The 15,082-nt window shown below is 65.0% G+C and carries 18 protein-coding genes and 2 pseudogenes; 10 read left to right on the top strand and 10 right to left on the bottom strand.

The features are described 5' to 3' along the window. Window positions 1-17: 17 nt before the first annotated feature. Both ACAG21_RS09790 and ACAG21_RS09785 read right to left on the bottom strand, forming a co-directional pair. Window positions 18-473, bottom strand: coding sequence for a lipocalin-like domain-containing protein (locus ACAG21_RS09790; RefSeq protein WP_370495806.1), 456 nt, complete (start codon window positions 471-473; stop codon window positions 18-20). Next, window positions 470-1,060 (bottom strand): TetR/AcrR family transcriptional regulator, encoded by a 591-nt coding sequence (locus ACAG21_RS09785; protein ID WP_370495805.1) that lies wholly within the window; start codon window positions 1,058-1,060, stop codon window positions 470-472. Before ACAG21_RS09785 ends, ACAG21_RS09790 begins: the two co-directional genes overlap by 4 nt. 100 nt (window positions 1,061-1,160) lie before the next feature. Between ACAG21_RS09785 and ACAG21_RS09780 the strand changes: the two genes are divergently transcribed. The 5 genes and pseudogenes from ACAG21_RS09780 to ACAG21_RS09760 all read left to right on the top strand — a co-directional run bounded on the left by ACAG21_RS09780 (window position 1,161) and on the right by ACAG21_RS09760 (window position 4,938). Continuing rightward, window positions 1,161-1,994, top strand: a complete 834-nt coding sequence (locus ACAG21_RS09780; protein WP_370495804.1) for an enoyl-CoA hydratase/isomerase family protein — start codon at window positions 1,161-1,163, stop codon at window positions 1,992-1,994. Window positions 1,995-1,996: 2 nt separating this feature from the next. Next, entirely contained in the window at window positions 1,997-3,232 is a 1,236-nt protein-coding gene (locus ACAG21_RS09775; RefSeq protein WP_370495803.1) for a CaiB/BaiF CoA transferase family protein, read from the top strand. A gap of 99 nt (window positions 3,233-3,331) precedes the next feature. Further along, window positions 3,332-3,892, top strand: a complete 561-nt coding sequence (locus ACAG21_RS09770) for a hemerythrin domain-containing protein (RefSeq protein ID WP_370495913.1) — start codon at window positions 3,332-3,334, stop codon at window positions 3,890-3,892. Window positions 3,893-3,930: 38 nt separating this feature from the next. Next, window positions 3,931-4,227, top strand: a pseudogene (locus ACAG21_RS09765) (LLM class flavin-dependent oxidoreductase); the annotation flags it as partial. Between the two features lie 48 nt (window positions 4,228-4,275). After that, entirely contained in the window at window positions 4,276-4,938 is a 663-nt protein-coding gene (locus ACAG21_RS09760; protein ID WP_370495802.1) for a UdgX family uracil-DNA binding protein, read from the top strand. Here ACAG21_RS09760 and ACAG21_RS09755 read toward each other — a convergent pair. Together ACAG21_RS09755 and ACAG21_RS09750 are read right to left on the bottom strand one after the other, a co-directional pair. Beyond that, window positions 4,927-5,349 (bottom strand): anti-sigma factor antagonist, encoded by a 423-nt coding sequence (locus ACAG21_RS09755; RefSeq protein WP_370495801.1) that lies wholly within the window; start codon window positions 5,347-5,349, stop codon window positions 4,927-4,929. The two genes, ACAG21_RS09760 and ACAG21_RS09755, sit on opposite strands and share 12 nt — an antisense overlap. Before the next feature lie 10 nt (window positions 5,350-5,359). Beyond that, window positions 5,360-7,153 (bottom strand): thiamine pyrophosphate-requiring protein, encoded by a 1,794-nt coding sequence (locus ACAG21_RS09750; RefSeq protein WP_370495799.1) that lies wholly within the window; start codon window positions 7,151-7,153, stop codon window positions 5,360-5,362. A gap of 524 nt (window positions 7,154-7,677) precedes the next feature. Between ACAG21_RS09750 and ACAG21_RS09745 the strand changes: the two genes are divergently transcribed. Together ACAG21_RS09745 and ACAG21_RS09740 are read left to right on the top strand one after the other, a co-directional pair. Beyond that, window positions 7,678-7,914, top strand: a complete 237-nt coding sequence (locus ACAG21_RS09745) for a CsbD family protein (protein WP_370495798.1) — start codon at window positions 7,678-7,680, stop codon at window positions 7,912-7,914. Window positions 7,915-8,051: 137 nt separating this feature from the next. Then, window positions 8,052-8,351 (top strand): DUF3349 domain-containing protein, encoded by a 300-nt coding sequence (locus ACAG21_RS09740; protein ID WP_370495797.1) that lies wholly within the window; start codon window positions 8,052-8,054, stop codon window positions 8,349-8,351. Between the two features lie 31 nt (window positions 8,352-8,382). Here the strand turns inward: ACAG21_RS09740 and ACAG21_RS09735 are convergent, their stop codons facing one another. From ACAG21_RS09735 to ACAG21_RS09715, 5 genes are read right to left on the bottom strand one after another with little or no spacing between them, the layout of a single operon-like run. Continuing rightward, window positions 8,383-9,147 carry an endonuclease/exonuclease/phosphatase family protein gene (locus tag ACAG21_RS09735; RefSeq protein WP_370495796.1) on the bottom strand — a complete coding sequence of 255 codons (765 nt, stop codon included), beginning with the start codon at window positions 9,145-9,147 and terminating at the stop codon, window positions 8,383-8,385. 24 nt (window positions 9,148-9,171) lie between these two features. Next, window positions 9,172-9,762 (bottom strand): SAM-dependent methyltransferase, encoded by a 591-nt coding sequence (locus ACAG21_RS09730; RefSeq protein ID WP_370495795.1) that lies wholly within the window; start codon window positions 9,760-9,762, stop codon window positions 9,172-9,174. 32 nt (window positions 9,763-9,794) lie between these two features. Continuing rightward, on the bottom strand, window positions 9,795-10,565 hold the full coding sequence (locus ACAG21_RS09725; protein ID WP_370495794.1) for a PIG-L deacetylase family protein: 771 nt from the start codon (window positions 10,563-10,565) through the stop codon (window positions 9,795-9,797). A gap of 7 nt (window positions 10,566-10,572) precedes the next feature. Continuing rightward, complete coding sequence (locus tag ACAG21_RS09720) at window positions 10,573-11,514, bottom strand: acyl-CoA dehydrogenase family protein (protein ID WP_370495793.1); 942 nt, start codon at window positions 11,512-11,514, stop codon at window positions 10,573-10,575. Next, window positions 11,511-12,224 (bottom strand): glycosyltransferase family 2 protein, encoded by a 714-nt coding sequence (locus ACAG21_RS09715; protein ID WP_370495791.1) that lies wholly within the window; start codon window positions 12,222-12,224, stop codon window positions 11,511-11,513. The genes ACAG21_RS09720 and ACAG21_RS09715 overlap by 4 nt, the downstream gene beginning before the upstream one ends. An 89-nt stretch (window positions 12,225-12,313) precedes the next feature. Here ACAG21_RS09715 and ACAG21_RS09710 point away from each other — a divergent pair, with 89 nt between their 5' ends. Then, window positions 12,314-12,889: a hypothetical protein gene (locus ACAG21_RS09710; RefSeq protein ID WP_370495790.1), complete on the top strand. Its 576-nt coding sequence runs from the start codon at window positions 12,314-12,316 to the stop codon at window positions 12,887-12,889. Window positions 12,890-12,900: 11 nt separating this feature from the next. Here ACAG21_RS09710 and ACAG21_RS09705 read toward each other — a convergent pair whose 3' ends face one another. Next, window positions 12,901-13,158 carry a Rho termination factor gene (locus ACAG21_RS09705; RefSeq protein ID WP_370495912.1) on the bottom strand — a complete coding sequence of 86 codons (258 nt, stop codon included), beginning with the start codon at window positions 13,156-13,158 and terminating at the stop codon, window positions 12,901-12,903. Between the two features lie 130 nt (window positions 13,159-13,288). On the opposite strand from ACAG21_RS09705, the pseudogene ACAG21_RS09700 reads away from it, so the two are divergent. Then, window positions 13,289-14,300, top strand: a pseudogene (locus ACAG21_RS09700) (chemotaxis protein CheB). Beyond that, window positions 14,287-15,042 (top strand): STAS domain-containing protein, encoded by a 756-nt coding sequence (locus ACAG21_RS09695; protein WP_370495789.1) that lies wholly within the window; start codon window positions 14,287-14,289, stop codon window positions 15,040-15,042. Before ACAG21_RS09700 ends, ACAG21_RS09695 begins: the two are co-directional and overlap by 14 nt. The last annotated feature ends 40 nt before the right edge of the window (window positions 15,043-15,082 follow it).

Genomic DNA, 15,082 nt, shown 5'->3' with positions numbered 1-15,082 from the left:
CATCGGTAGTTCTGGCGTCAGCTGCGGCGCCACACCAACTTGGCCCTACGGGGTACGCCGTTGAGTACGAGCGGCTCGGGCGGGCCGAGTTCCAGGTAGGAGTCCTGTAAGTGGGCCTTGCGGTATTGGATTCCGCCGATCCAGTTGGGCAACAAGCTGACTTCGACATGATGAGCGATCAAGCCGTCGTCGACAACGGAGAACGGGCCGGCATAGCTCATATATCCACCGGCCGCCGCGGCGAGTTCGTCGTCGTGCGCGTTGTGCGGATCGTCGCGGTCGAAGGGCGTGCGGTCAGCGCGCATCAGCTGGGCTGACATGTAGCCGTCCGGGGTGTACATGATGACGCCGCGGGCGTCGACGCCCAGCGGGTACGTCACGTCGGACCCGTCCAGCGCGCTGCTTTGGTACGACACCAGGGTCCAGGCGCCAACCAGGTTGGCGCGCAACTCATCCGCTGTTGTTGTCGTCATCGGACCGGTGCCCCTTCTGCGGCCTCGGCACTGGTGGTGAGTTCGGCGATCGCGGCGTCGAACGGCTCGGGGCTGCGCAGCGCCCTGCCGACGATGAGCGCACCTTCCATTGCGGTGACGGCATTGAGGGCCAGCTGCCCGGCACGGCTTGCGGGAATGCCCTTTTCGGTCAGCCGCGCGGCCAGGGTGGCGATCAGGTCGCCGAAGCCACGCCGGGCCGTGTCGCCGAGTTGCGCCGAGGCCGGGATGGATTCGATGACGATGGGGGCGACGGCGCAGCCCTCGCGGTAGTCACTGGCCACGAGTTCGTCGCGGGGGCGGCCGATGAACGCCGCGATCAGTTCGGCGGCGGTGCTGGTGGTGCCTGCGGCTCGGTTGACATGGGCGATGGCGTCGGCGGAATGCACCAGCGTTACCTCGGTGGCGAGTTCTTCCTTGCCGCCGGGAAAGTGGAAGTACAGCGAGCCCCGCGGTGCCGAGCTCTCGGCGACAACGTCGGACAGCGCGGTGCCGAAGTACCCGTGCTCGCGGAACAGCCTGCGGGCCGCCGCGATCATCCGGTCCTTGCTGTCGCTTCTCTTTGGCATGTCGCCCATCATACATAGTTCTTGACGATCTACCACAAGCAGTTTTAGCCTAGGTATCATACTACGTATGACGACCGATATAGTAAGAAGGGCGACTTCCGTGACCGAACAGACCCTGGATCAACCGGCCGGCGCGATATCGCCGGTGCACGCCCCGGACCGGGACTCATCGCCGGTGGCTCGTGAGATGGATGGCCACGTTGCCGTGCTGACCATGCAGCACGCCCCGCACAACTTCTTGGGTACCGCGTTGTTCGACGCGTTGCTCGACGGAATCCGCTGGGCGGCCGAGCAGGGGGCCCGTGCCGTGCTGTTACGTAGCAGCTTGCGCAATTTCTGCGCCGGTGCCGACGTCACGTTGTTCGACAGCGCCGGCAGCGGGCAGACTCCCGACCTGCCCGTCATCGACCTGCTGCGGGCGTTCGACGCGTTACCGGTTCCGATCGTCGCCGCCGTGCACGGCGTATGCCTCGGTGGCGGGCTGGAACTGGCACTAGCTTGCGATCTGATCGTCGCCAGTGAGTCGGCCAAGATCGGCAACATCGAGGCGTCGATCGGGCTGAACCCGTTGATGGGCGGCATCCAACGCGTCACCGAGCGCGCCGGCGCCGCGCGTGCCAAGGAGATGGCCCTGCTCGGTCGCCGCTACGACGCTCGCACGCTGGAACGATGGAACATTATCAACCGCGTTGTGCCCGACGAACAACTTGCGTCGGTTAGCAGCGTACTTGCTCATGAGCTTGCCAACGGGCCGACTGTCGCGCACGCGTCCACCAAAGCGATTGTCTCGCATGCTGTTTCGCATGGGGTATCAGCGACCGACGAGGCGATGCAGGAATTGCAGAAGGGGATCTGGAAATCGGAGGACTTGAAGGTCGGCCTGGCTTCCCTGGCCGCTGAAGGCCCTGGCGCCGCACGGTTCGAGGGACGGTAACCATGTCGCTCCCACTCGAAGGCGTGCGGGTCATCGATTTCACCCGGGTGCTGGCCGGTCCGCACTGCACCAAGCATCTGCTCGACCTCGGCGCCGAAGTGATCAAAATCGAACCGCCCCGCGGTGATATCAGTCGCTTCGCGTTTCCGCGCCAGGACGAGATCAGCGGCTACTACGCCCAACAGAATGCGGGCAAACGTAACCTGAGCATCGATCTGAACGTGCCCGAGGCCCGCGCCGCGGTGCTGCAGCTGTGCGATACCGCCGACGTCATCGTCGAGAATTTCCGTCCCGGTGCGCTCGCCTCGTTCGGCCTGGACTATGAGTCGGTGGCGGTGCGCAATCCCGCGGTTGTCTATGCCTCGATCAGCGGATACGGCCAGACGGGGCCATGGCGAACGCGTATGGCGTATGCACCCACCGTGCAAGCCGAGGTCGGCTTCACTCAGAACACGTTGCGGCAGTTCGGAGTTGACGAATCGGATCGCCGGTCGGACTCGCTGTCCCATGGCGACATCTACGCCGGTTTGCATGCCGCGATCGCGGTGTTGGCGGCCTTGCAGCAGCGGCGAGTGACCGGTGTGGGGCGATACGTCGACGTGGCCATGGCGGCGGTGCTGACATCGCTCAACGAGCGGGTGCACTACGACCTTTCGGATGATGACCTGGGCGAGGAGACGCCGATCCTCGGCGCCACCGACTGCGCATTCTTCACCAGTCCCGAAGGCCACCAGTTCGTTTCGCCGATGAGCCTGGTCGGAAGCATGAGCTTCCCGTTCTATCTGCACGCGATGCGGCGTGCCGATCTTGCCGAGGACCCGAGGTTCCGCACGCCCGAGCTACGCCGCCAGAACCTCGAGGCGCTGCACGCAATCGTGCAGACCTGGATCTACACCTTTGATTCGATGGACTCCCTGGACGCACAGTTCGACGAGGCCAAAATCGCGACGGGTCAACTGCGTGACATCGCCGAATTCAGCCGAACCGAGTGGGCCAAGGGTTGGGGCGTCACGCGCGAAGTCCCCGACCGCCACGGCGGCAGCATCACCATCCCCGCGCCGCCCTGGCACTTCAACGGCCATGACGGCACCGCAACCACTCAGGTACCCGCACGGCAGGGCGAGCACAACGAAGAGATCCTCAAAGAAATCGGGCTGACCGCCGACGAAATCGAGGTTCTGGCGAAAACCGGTGCGCTGGTTGAACCCGCGCGTGAAAGTGTCGGCAACCTGGGCTGACCGGGCAGCAGGTTTGGTGGTTGTGTCGGTGGGTAGCCGACTGGGAGCGCGCGAAACAGCCCGCGCGTGGCAACCGGACAAATTCGGGAGGACATCTCTATGGCACAGAGCGCCATCATGTCGCCCACCGACGTGGTCGACTTCCTTGTCAGTCAGCACGAGCAGATCAAGTCCCTCTTCGCCAAAACGCTTGCGGCGAAGGGTGAGACACGTGAGCAGAATTTCATCGATCTGCGACGCCTGCTCGCAGTGCATGAAACCGTCGAGGAAGAAATCGTTCATCCGCGCGCCAAGCGCAAGATCGCCAATGGCGAAGCGGTGGTGGGGCAGCGGCTGGAGGAAGAGCACGAAGCCAAGACCGTCCTGCAGCGGCTGGAAAAGCTCGACGTCGACAGCGAGGAATTCACCCAGCTGCTGACGGAGCTGCGCGACGCCGTACTCGAACACGCCGAACACGAAGAGAAGGACGAGTTCGCCAGGCTGGGGCAGGAATTGAGCAACCACGAGCTCGAAACCATGGGCCGCGCCGCCAAGCTTGCCGAAGCGATCGCGCCTACTCGGCCGCATGCGGGGGTCGAGTCGCAAGTGGCCAATCTGGTGGCCGGCCCGTTCGCGGCCATGCTGGATCGGGCTCGCGACGCCATCATCGGTAAGGGCTGACCCGTTTCGGGTCCGTGAGCAGGGGTACGCCCAGGGGCATGACGTCCCTGGGCTACTTCCTGTCGTGCGAAGAATCGACTCCCGACGAGCTGGTCCACCAGGCCGTGCGTGCCGAATCCGCAGGCTTCGAACGTTTGTGGATTTCCGACCACTTTCACCCGTGGAACGACAAGCAGGGACAAAGCCCCTTTGTCTGGTCGGTCATCGGCGCGCTGTCCCAGGCGTGCTCGCTGCCAATCACTACCGCGGTCACCTGCCCGATCATGCGGATCCACCCCGCCGTGGTCGCACAGGCGGCCGCAACGTGCGCGGTGCAACTTCAGGGGCGATTTGTCTTTTGGGAATCCGAGATCGCGCCGCGGTTCGCCGCCTGAGAGCAGACCATGACCACCGCAACGGGCGCTGAGCGGTACCTGCCCGAGAATCGTTCGCTTCGTTCGCTGGCGGCAGCAGCCGAAACATGCCAGGGTTGTGCACTTTTCGAAAACGCCACCCAGACCGTCTTCGGCCACGGTAAGGCCAAGGCGCCGATCATGCTGGTCGGTGAGCAGCCCGGGGACCAGGAGGACCGCGCGGGCCTGCCGTTCGTCGGCCCGGCGGGCAGACTACTCGCCCGGGCCCTCGGCGACGCCGGCATCGATCCGGCGACGACGTACCAGACGAATGCGGTCAAGCATTTCAAGTTCACCCGCAAGGGTGGCGCACGCCGGATCCACCAGAAGCCCAGTCGCACCGAGGTTGTCGCATGCCGGCCCTGGCTGCTCGCCGAGATCGAGGCGCTGCGGCCGCAGGTGATCGTGTGCCTCGGCGCGACGGCCGCGCAAGCCCTCCTGGGAGCATCGTTTCGGGTAACCGCCCAGCGCGGAGAGCCCCTGCGGTTGCCGGCGGCGGTGGACGTGCGAGTGGCGTCCGAGCCCGTTGTCGTGGCGACCGTGCACCCTTCGGCTGTTCTGCGGGACCGTAGCGACCGTCATGACGAGGCCTATCGAGCGTTCGTCGATGACCTGCGCAGCGCCCGGGAAGCCGGTATGCCGTCAGCAAGCTAACGCGGCACTGGCCGTCGGATGGATCGGAAGTAACCCGTGGAAACCGCATGCTTCGACGAAGCGCTTCACCCGTGGTGCCCCGCTGACAAGGCGCAAAGCGACGCGGCGCTGGTCGCATCGCCGCGCCTCGTCAGCCAGCACACCAAATGCGCAGCAGCCCATGAAGCCCAACCCGTTGATGTCAACGACGAACGATCCGGGCGAGGGCGCCGAGGTGGCGGTCTCGCCGATGAGTCGCCGCCACGTTTCCTCGTTGAACGCGTCGACCTCGCCGCCCGCGTGGATGATCACCGCGAAACGACTGCGCTGGGCCACCGCCCGCAACCTGCTGCGGGCGTCGTCGAGGTCGGACATCAGCTGGGTGCTCAGTACCAACTGGGTGGTGAACGGTTCGGCGATGTCCCCATTCATGGCTGGCGGATTAACTGTTCTTGTGCGGCAAGAATTCCTGAGCCTTGGTTATCAGACCCTCCTTGACGAATCCCCGGCGGTTCTCGTCGCCGGCCAGCACCGCGGCGGCGGTCGCCTTGAACTGTTCCCACGTCGCATGCGGCGGTATCGGTGGCATGTCCGGGTCGGTGTAGACGTCGAGCACAGTGGGACGGTCCGCGGCCAACGCGTCACGCCAAGCGTCCGAGAGCTCCTCGGGATCTTTGACGGCCACCGCGCCCAGACCCAAGCCGGCGGCGAACGCGGCATAGTCGACATCGGGAAGCGCCTGGGATTCCACGAATTTCGGCGCTCCACCCATGGCCCGCATTTCCCACGTCACCTGGTTGAGATCGTTATTGTGCAGGACTGCCACGATCAGGCGGGGATCATCCCACTCCTGCCAGTAACGCTTGACCGTGATCAGCTCGGCCATGCCGTTCATCTGCATCGCACCGTCTCCGGCGAACGCGATCACAGGTCGCTGCGGGTGAGCGAATTTCGCGCCGATCGCGTACGGAACGGCCGGGCCCATGGTGGCAAGGGTGCCCGACAGCGACCCACGAATATTGCCGCGGAACTTGAGATTTCGCGCGTACCAGTTGGCGGCCGATCCGGAGTCCGCGGTCACGATGGCGTCGTCGGGCAGCTGCGGGGAGAGTTCGGCGAAGAGTCGCAAAGGGTTGATCGGATCGGCGTCGACCATTGCCTCTTTGTGCATGGTTTCCCACCATCGCGCCACGTTTTTTTCGATGTTCTCCCGCCACGACCTATCCTCTTTACGGACCAAGCGTGGGATCAGCGCCTGCAGGGCGGCCTTTGCGTCGGCGACCACATTGACCTCATAGGGGTAACGCATTCCGATCAACTTGCCATCGACGTCGATCTGCACGGCGCGGCACTGCCCGAATTCCGGCAGGAACTGGCTGTAAGGGAAGCTGGACCCCACGGTCAGCAGGGTGTCGCAGTCGCGCATCAGTTCGTAGCTCGGCCGCGTTCCCAGCAGACCGATAGACCCAGTTACCCAAGGTAATTCGTCAGAAAGCACGTCCTTGCCCAACAAAGCCTTGGCCGCGCCGGCTCCCAGCAGGTCGGCGACTTCGGTCAGCTCGTCACGCGCCCCTCGCGCGCCGGTGCCAACCAGCATGGCAACTCTCTTGCCCTCGTTGAGGATTGCGGCCGCACGTGCGATCGCGGCATCGTCGGGGGAAGTAGCCGGCCACTCGATGCCCAAGCTCGACGGCACCATTTTGAAGGCGTGGGTGGGTGCCGAGTACGGCAGCTCCTGTACGTCGGCTGGGATGATCAACGCGGTGGGGGCGCGTTCGGCCATAGCAATCCGGATGGCGCGATCGAGCACGTTGGGCAATTGTTCTGGCACAGTGACCATTTGGACGTAGTCGCTTGCGACATCTTTGAACAGGTTGAGTAGGTCGACCTCTTGCTGGTAGGAGCCGCCCATGGCGCTGCGGTTGGTCTGGCCGACGATGGCCACTACCGGTACGTGGTCGAGCTTCGCGTCATAGAGGCCATTGAGAAGATGGATCGCGCCGGGCCCCGATGTCCCGATACACACTCCGACCCGTCCGGTGAACTTCGCGTAGCCGACCGCTTCGAAGGCGCTCATCTCCTCATGTCGCGCCTGAATGAATTTGGGCTGGTTTTCCGCGCGCCCCCAGGCCGCGAGGATCCCGTTAATCCCGTCACCCGGATATCCGAAGACATGCTCGACATCCCACGCGCGCAGCCGCTCGAGCAGGTAGTCACCGACTTGCATCTTGGACATTCGCTTCCTTCCTAGAGGCAACAGCTAGTCACCATGACTTCACCTGCCGCACGCCAGTTCCGGCCGTCACCGTAAGCGCGGCGGCTGCGGTGGCACCGCCAGAACGCCGAGGTGGTGAGTAAGCCCGCAGCCGACGGCTGCGGCCTCTTGACCGGTCGTCGAAGATGCCGTGGGCGACAAAGACGTGACCGTCGTGGTACCCGCAAATACTTCTGGTTATGCGCAGTTCAACCCTGTGACTGTCCGCAAAAATGGTCAGACGAGGACGATGGCTTGCCGACCGGGTCTCGTGTCTGAACCGAGAGCGGTGCAGCGTGGACCGTTGACCAGGCGGGATTGCGTGGGATCGCGCGTATCGGTTTAGGCGGCCGCATCGAGGGAAGCCCTTAACAAGCGAACGAATTGATCGATGGCAGATGGCTTGTGTGGCCTCGCCGCTCGCGCAAGTGCAGATGTGAGCTGGTCAATCCGATTCGCAATCAAGCGAGCGCAAGCTCACCAACACCGAGAGGGAGGATCGAGCTATGGGCGATCAGAACAGTGGTCCAGAAGAAGGCATCAAGGGAGCCGTCGAGGGCGTCAAGGGTAAGGCCAAAGAGGTCGGCGGATCGCTGATCGGCCGTGACGACGTCGTCGAAGAGGGTAAGGCGCAGCAGGATAAAGCCGACGCTCAGCGCGACGCCGCGAAGAAGGAAGCCGAAGCCGACGCAGCGCGTGGTGGTGCGAAAGCTGCTGAAGAGCGCCAGAAATCGCACCAGTAATTTCTGGGTGTGGATGGGGCCGGCCCGCTGTCGTGCCGGCCCCTTCTGCTGTCCAAAGGTTTCAAACCCCAACGGCGGGCTATTCCTGCAGGGACCGCGGACGTCCCGCCCGTGGTGGGACAGTGAGGTAGCAGGTCATGGACCCCGTCGGCCGCGTGTCGCGCATTGTCGCGTTTTTGCGAGTCGGCTACCCCAGCCGTGCGGGAGCATTTGGCTATCTGCCGCTGCTGGCGCTGTTGCCGCGTCGGGTATCCGACGACGAAGTCGCCGAGATCGCAATCGAGCTGGCGGGGCGCGGATGTCCGGTCGACAACGCTGACATCGGCGTGCAGATCACGCGAAGCCTCCACGAGATGCCTTCGCTGAACGACATCGTGCGCGTCCGGCGACGCCTTACGACGATTGGCGGGCCGGGCGCAGCGGCTGGCGATATGTAACCGGCACCAAGCCGGTCACCCGCGAGGCCAGTCACCCGCGAGCGAGGTCGACTAGCAGCGGCCGATGATCGGAGATCGGCATGGGCTCGGTCTGCGTCGTGCCACCGCACAGGTTGGGGTCATCGGTCAGGATGTGGTCGAGCTGGCGGTCGGGGTCCTGTGCGGGAAACGTGTCGGCCGTCGCGAGCGCCCGCATGCCCGACCAGCGATGCGCCGCCGGTGGCGTCATGTTGAGGTCACCGGTCAGTAGTCGCGGACCGGGAAATCCGCGCAAATCGTGGATCAGGCGGCGTAATTGGCGCCGATTCCAGCCGGGCACAAACGACAGATGCGTGTTGGCTACGGTCAGCGGACCCAACGGTGTGTCCAGCCGGGCAATGACCGCCGCTCTGGGTTCTTCGTCGACGACCATCACCCGGTTGGGGCCGGGCAGGTACATCGGAAACCGCATCGGAATCCGCGGCAGTCGCACGACTTGCCAACTGGCTGCGGGAAATCGGGACAGCAGGGCGATTCCGTACGCAGCGGTCCCGGGTTGTTCATCGCCGGTGGCGGCCATCCATGTCGCGCCTGGAGTGCCGGAGATCGCGGCCACAAATCGGTGTTCCACGGCTCCCATCGCTTCGGCTGCCAACGCGGTGAGGTCGGCGCGCGAAGACCGCTCTTGGTCACAGTCGACTTCCTGCAACGCCAGTACGTCGGGATCAAGGCGGCGTACGCAGTCCAGTAGCCGCTGCGGGTCGACTCCGTCGCCCACCGTGCGGCCGTGCAGGATGTTGAAGGTCGCTACGCGCATAGACTTTCGGCTTCCGCGTTCCCGCTACTGGGCGCCGGGGACTTTTTCGCGTGCAGCCACGGAGCGGCCGTCGCCGGTATCGAAGACCTCGATGACGACGTCACGGTCCTGGTAGCGCCCCAGCGATGTCAGGCCCGGTGTTCGCGCGATGATGGCGTGGGCCGCGTCACCGGCCAGCGGATAGTCGGCCACCGGGTGGCGCCAGTGTGCGGCAACAACATTCGCGCCGTCCGGCAGCCGAACGCGTTCCCGGGCCAACACCGCGGCGAGCGTCTCCGCCTCGAGGTAGTAGGCGATTTCGCTGAGCACGATTAGATCGAAGGGGCCGGACGGCCACGAAGCGTCGAGAGAAGACCGGGCCAGCGTCACTCGGTTGCGGCAACCGTCTTGCCGCAGCCGCGCATCGGCGCTACGCACCGCCACGTCAGCCACATCCACCGCGGTCACGTGATCACAGCGCTGGGCCAGCCGCGCGGTCAGCACACCGATCGAACAGCCGGGCTCGAAGGCATGCCGATAGCGTCGATTGGGCAGCATGGCCAGCGTGATCGCGTACTTGCGCTGTTCGTACCATCGCGTCGATAACTGCCACGGATCGTCGCCGTCGGCATACATCTGGTCGAAATAGGCGTCAGGTAGGCGGGCGCTCAGCGGAACGTCACCTCTCCCACGGCCATCAGTCGCGGCAAGACGTAGGTCGGCAGCACGGGCGGCGAGCCGGCGCTCGATTCGAATTGGCTGCGAAAGCATTGCGCGGCGCGGCGTTTGCGGACCACCGCCCAGTCGGGCATCGGCAATGAACGCGCACGATCCCACGGCACCGCGGGATCGTGGGGAATGGCCCAGTGCCACATCCAGATCGGATACTCCAGCAGCACGGCGTCGGTGCGCGCGCAGGCCGCGGCGGCGGCGCGTCCTACCGCTTCGTGATCGGGGTGTCCGTCACCTCGCCAGGTGGCGGCGCACCAGGGTCGCACGTCGGCACGGTCGATGATCTCGACGAGCAAATCGGTGAGCTTGTCCTCGTGGTCGGCCAGCCGGCCATCCGGCAAGCCGAGCGACACCGGTGGAGGGGCTCCTAAAATGCTTGTTGCTCTGCGCAATTCATGCTGCCGCGTGGCCGCCATACGCTTCTGGTCCAGTGGCGTCGCCCCGGGGTGCGCCGCGCCGCCGTCACTGACCGACACGACCTGGACGTCGACGCCAGATGCGATCAATTGGGCGATTGTGGCGCCCAGGCCGAGTGTCTCGTCGTCGGGGTGGGGTGCGACGACGATCAGTCCCGCGCACTCGGTGAGATCCAGTGGCGCCAAGGGTTCGTCGTTGAGTGCGGCCAGCCATACCGGCGCGGGTGTACCGCTGTGGGTCAGCGGCTTGGCCGCAAACCTGACGCAGTTACTAGTCGATAGTGTTTTCACGTCACCCTCAGCGCCGCTGGCCGGCAAGCTCCCCGAGCGCGGCCAGATCCCGCTCGGCGTGGCTCTGCCGGATGTAGATGCTCAAGTCGGCCACCCGCTGGGCATGTCGGCCGTCCTGGCACAGCGGGCCGGGTCCCAACGCGCGTCCGGTGCGGGTGATCGCCTCGTCGGCGGCGTGTTCGACGATCGCCCGAACCCGGCGCGCCAGCAACTCGGCGCTGTCGGAGCGGTCGAACGGGTCGGCGTCGACCTGGGCTGCCGCGGTGCTCAGCATCGCCTCGCCGGCCGCCAGCGCGGCGTCGACGGCACCAAGATGTGCCAACGAGTATGCGTCCGCAGATTCGCTTGCAGCGCAGCGATATAACGGCTCGGCAACCCGGCGCGCACCGCCGAGCCAGCATGCCGCCACGCCGATGGCGCCATGCCAGAATCCGGGCCGGCTCAGATAGTCACCGGGATCGCCGATCGCGACGGCCTGGGCATTGGTGAACTGCACCGGCCGGGTGTCACTTCCGGCCATCCCGGCGTTCCACCACGTGGAAGGCAACGCCTTGACCGCGGGGTCGACGACGGCGACCGCGAAGAGGCCCCGCTCGCCGTTCTCGAGCCGGGCGGTCACCAGGGCGTGAGTGCAGAACCCAGCGCCCGAGCACCACACCTTGGTGCCGTTGAGGACGAACGCGCCCTTGACGTTGGTGGCCGTCACCACCGCATCGGGTGACTCGGCCGCCCACACCCCCCACAACTGGCCGAGATCGGGTGGTTTGCCGCCTAATTCGTCGAGGATCGCAACGGCGTCGACATGGGCCTCGACTATGCGGGCCGCAACGACGTCTTCTTCGGCCAGCAGGGCCAGCCGTTGCCAGCGTTCCAGCGTGCGTCCCGACGCGGGCAGTGGCAGTTCCAGTCGTCCGGAATCCAGCCAGTGCTTGATCAATCCCGCCGTCACGCGTGATCTCCCGCCGCCGTTCTCCCCAATTGCCGTAATTCGTGGGCGAATCCGCGCGGGGCTCGGGCCTGGGTTCGTGCCGAGGTGATGACCGACAAATCGGTATCGCGGTGAATGCGATAGCCGACCGCCTTGAATCGCTCGGCCAGGTCGACGTCCTCCCCGCTGGACAGTGCGCGAAAGCCGCCGAGCCGCCAGTAAGCGCGGGCACTGAAACCCATGTTTGCACCGTGAATGTGATCGTGCTGGTCGCCGCCCCGGCCAGCCTCGTAGGCCCGCGCATAGCGCTGCGCGGTGGCGGGCGAATGCTGGCGCCAGTCGGTGATACGGACCACGCCCAGAACCATGTCCGCACCGACACCGAGCTGATGGATCAGCCAGCCCGGGTCGACTCGGCTGTCCGCGTCCGTTGTGGCATACCAGCACTCGTCGTCATCGCGACACAATGAGCGGCCATAGCAGAAACCGGCCGCGCGCGCGGCACCCACGTTGTGGGCGTCGACGCTGATGAAGTGCACATCGGGCCCATACTCGCCGGCCAGCAACGCGCTGTCGTCGTCGCTCGCGTCCAGAACCACGACGATCGAGACCGGAATCGGTACGCACAGCGCACTCGTCACCACCGCTCGCAGACACGCCGGAAGGTGCGCCTTCTCGTTGTGAGCGGGTACCACCACGACGGCACGGTCGTAGTTGCGAGGCGACGGCACAGACATACCTGGCGATTGCCCAATTCGCCACTGTTTAAACAGATGACAATTGGGTTGCCCGCGTGATCGGCCGGGTATGACCTAGTCACATGGCATCCACGCAAGCACCAGCCCAATCGAACGGCGGATCGGCGCAACTGCGCGAGGCGTTGCGTGGTGCGGCATCTGCACTCAAGGAGAACGGTCCGCGCTTCGCGTTGGCGGGCAGTTACGCCCTATGGGCGTACGGCGCACCTGAGCCCAGCCATGACGTTGATCTGGTAGTCGCCGAATGCGATGTGGCCGCCGCGGCCGCCACGCTGCGCGACGCCGGGTTCACGATCGAAAACCCGCCGGAGGGTTGGCTGTTCAAGGCGTGCGTCGGCGAGACGTTCGTGGACGTGCTGCACCGCTTGAACGGTGAGCCGGTGCAGCCGGCTACCCTGGATTTTGCCGAGCAGCGTGATGTGCTGGCAATCGGGATGCCGGTGTTGCCGCCCACCATGGTGTTGATCCAGAAGTTGCGTGCCCTCAACGAGCATCACTGCGATTTCGCACAGCTGCTTCCCCACGTGCGCGCGATCCGGGAAAGGCTCGACTGGGGCAGCATCAAATCACAGACCGACGACAACGATTACGCGGTGGCCTTCTTGGTACTCGCCGACCGGCTCGGGCTCACCGACTGAAACCAAAGTGGTCAGTGGTTGCGCAGTTTGGCGACCAATTTGTCCTTCGTCAGTCCCGAATATCCGGACATACCAAGTTCTTTGGCGCGCTTCTTGAGCTCGGGCACAGTCCAGTCGGTGTACGAGCCGGACTTGCCACCCTTGCGCCCGACCGAAGACTTGCCCCGCGCGGCGGCGGCGTTGGAAATCCGTGCCGCTTTCTCCTCGGAGCTGCCCTGCTTGCGCAGCTCGCGATACATCTTCTCGTTTTTGATCGACGGGTTCGGCACGATGGTCACCCTCCTGTCATCGATGGGATATCTTCGCCAGAATTCCCGGCTTGACCGCGATGAAACCGCGACCGCCAAACACCTATCCCTCACCCGCGCGGTTACCTGCCCTGAAGTGGGGTAGTCGAAAATGGTGAGTCAAGCGGCCGGCAATGGCCTTTGCGGTGCGGTGGCGATCGGCGCCTCTGCCGGTGGCGTCGAAGCCCTGTCGAGGCTGGCTGCCGGGTTGTCGACCGACTCGCCATACGCGTACCTGATGGCTTTGCACATTCCCGCCGGCGCGCCGAGCGTCCTGGCGCGCATCGTCGACCGCAGTGGGCCACTGACCGCCGTTAATGCCGAGAATGGCGCGGCGTTAGTACCGGGCCACATTTACGTGGCACAACCAGACCGTCATCTGCTCGTCGACGATCGTCGCGTCGTGCTGTCGCAAGGGCCAACCGAGAATGGCCATCGACCGGCGATCAATGCGCTGTTTCGCTCGGTCGCGTTGGCATTCGGGCCGCGTGCGGTCGGGGTGCTCCTGTCGGGGGTGCTCGACGATGGCGTCCTCGGGCTGGACGCGATCCGCTCGCGCGGCGGGATCAACATCGGTCAGTCCCTCGATGACGCGCTTTTCCCATCGCTGCCCGGAAAAGCGCAGGACGCGGGTGTATTGGATCAACAGGCTGCGGCGGCCGACATCGGCGAAATACTCGAAGTGCTGTCGCACCGTGAATTCAAGGAGCCGAATATGGAGCCTGATAATCGGATGGAGCTGGAGAATCGCATCGCGATGACGCCCCGATTCTCGACGAATTTCGATACCCAAGATCTGGGTCCGGCGTCGGGATACACCTGCCCGGATTGCAATGGATCACTAGTTGCGCTCGGGGAGAAGCACTTTCGCTGCCGAGTAGGCCACGCCTGGACGCCGGACGCGTTGCTGGCCGCTCGCGACGATGAAGTCGAGGGTGCGTTGTGCGCAGTCTGCAGGAAAAAGCGATGCTGGCCCGGCAACTGGCCGACAGCGTCGGGCACGGTCCGTGTTCAGCCGGTACAGCGCGCAGGCCGAGGAAACCGAACGCGCGCTGAGCGTGCTCAGTGAACGCCTGATGGCTACCAATTCCGGGACAGACGGGCCTGGTGATGTCGGTGGCTGAATCATCGGTCCACGTGGACGTCGAACGTCGTCAGGACGTCGCGGTCATGACGAGCGGCGGAGTGCTCGACGGCACCACCTACCGGACCCTGCGTGACGCGGTGATCAAAGCCGCCCTGGACGAGCCGCGGGCAGTGATCGTCGATGTCAACCAGCTGTCGGTCCCCGCCGTATCCGCGTGGTCGGTGTTCACCAGCGCTCGCTGGCATGTCAGCACTTGGCCAGACGTGCCGATCCTGCTGGTGTGTGGAAGCCTGCGGTCACGGCGGGCGATCACTGCGAACGGTGTTTCCCGGTACGTGCCGGTGTACGGCGACCAGCAGGCCGCGGTCGACGCCGCACTGGATCGGTCGTGTGATGGTCGCCGTCGGGCGCGAACACAGCTTCCCGCCAGGGCGGTGAGTGTCGGTCTGGCCCGCGCATTGATCGCCGAGTGGCTGACCGGGTGGGCGCAGAGTCATCTGATTCCGGTGGCGGGCACGGTGGGGACGGTCTTCGTCGAGAATGTCCTCGACCACACGGACAGCGCGCCGGTGCTGATCGTCGAGAGCTATCGGGACACCGTCACGGTCGCAGTGGAAGATGACAGCCCGGAGCCGGCGGGCCGGCTCGAAACCGAAGCCGGCACCCGGACCCTTTCGGGCCTATCCATCGTCTCGGCGCTGTGCCGTGCATGGGGCAGCACTCCCACCTCGTCGGGTAAGACGGTCTGGGCACTGGTCGGTCGCGAAAACGAGCTCTAGCACCCGAGTAGTGTTCGAGTCCTCAAGCAGCCGATCTTTG

Source organism: Mycobacterium sp. pR1184, assembly GCF_041287235.1.
Taxonomy (GTDB): Bacteria; Actinomycetota; Actinomycetes; order Mycobacteriales; family Mycobacteriaceae; genus Mycobacterium.
The sequence above is the reverse complement of the archived record's forward strand: the minus strand, read 5'-3'. Positions and strand labels throughout refer to the sequence as shown.

Bases quoted from the DNA above. Each gene is read 5' to 3' on its own strand.
- ACAG21_RS09790 (WP_370495806.1), bottom strand. From the start codon at position 473: ATGACGACAACAACAGCGGATGAGTTGCGCGCCAACCTGGTTGGCGCC.
- ACAG21_RS09785 (WP_370495805.1), bottom strand. From the start codon at position 1,060: ATGCCAAAGAGAAGCGACAGCAAGGACCGGATGATCGCGGCGGCCCGC.
- ACAG21_RS09775 (WP_370495803.1), top strand. From the start codon at position 1,997: ATGTCGCTCCCACTCGAAGGCGTGCGGGTCATCGATTTCACCCGGGTG.
- ACAG21_RS09770 (WP_370495913.1), top strand. From the start codon at position 3,332: ATGGCACAGAGCGCCATCATGTCGCCCACCGACGTGGTCGACTTCCTT.
- ACAG21_RS09760 (WP_370495802.1), top strand. From the start codon at position 4,276: ATGACCACCGCAACGGGCGCTGAGCGGTACCTGCCCGAGAATCGTTCG.
- ACAG21_RS09755 (WP_370495801.1), bottom strand. From the start codon at position 5,349: ATGAATGGGGACATCGCCGAACCGTTCACCACCCAGTTGGTACTGAGC.
- ACAG21_RS09750 (WP_370495799.1), bottom strand. From the start codon at position 7,153: ATGTCCAAGATGCAAGTCGGTGACTACCTGCTCGAGCGGCTGCGCGCG.
- ACAG21_RS09745 (WP_370495798.1), top strand. From the start codon at position 7,678: ATGGGCGATCAGAACAGTGGTCCAGAAGAAGGCATCAAGGGAGCCGTC.
- ACAG21_RS09740 (WP_370495797.1), top strand. From the start codon at position 8,052: ATGGACCCCGTCGGCCGCGTGTCGCGCATTGTCGCGTTTTTGCGAGTC.
- ACAG21_RS09735 (WP_370495796.1), bottom strand. From the start codon at position 9,147: ATGCGCGTAGCGACCTTCAACATCCTGCACGGCCGCACGGTGGGCGAC.
- ACAG21_RS09730 (WP_370495795.1), bottom strand. From the start codon at position 9,762: ATGTATGCCGACGGCGACGATCCGTGGCAGTTATCGACGCGATGGTAC.
- ACAG21_RS09710 (WP_370495790.1), top strand. From the start codon at position 12,314: ATGGCATCCACGCAAGCACCAGCCCAATCGAACGGCGGATCGGCGCAA.
- ACAG21_RS09695 (WP_370495789.1), top strand. From the start codon at position 14,287: ATGTCGGTGGCTGAATCATCGGTCCACGTGGACGTCGAACGTCGTCAG.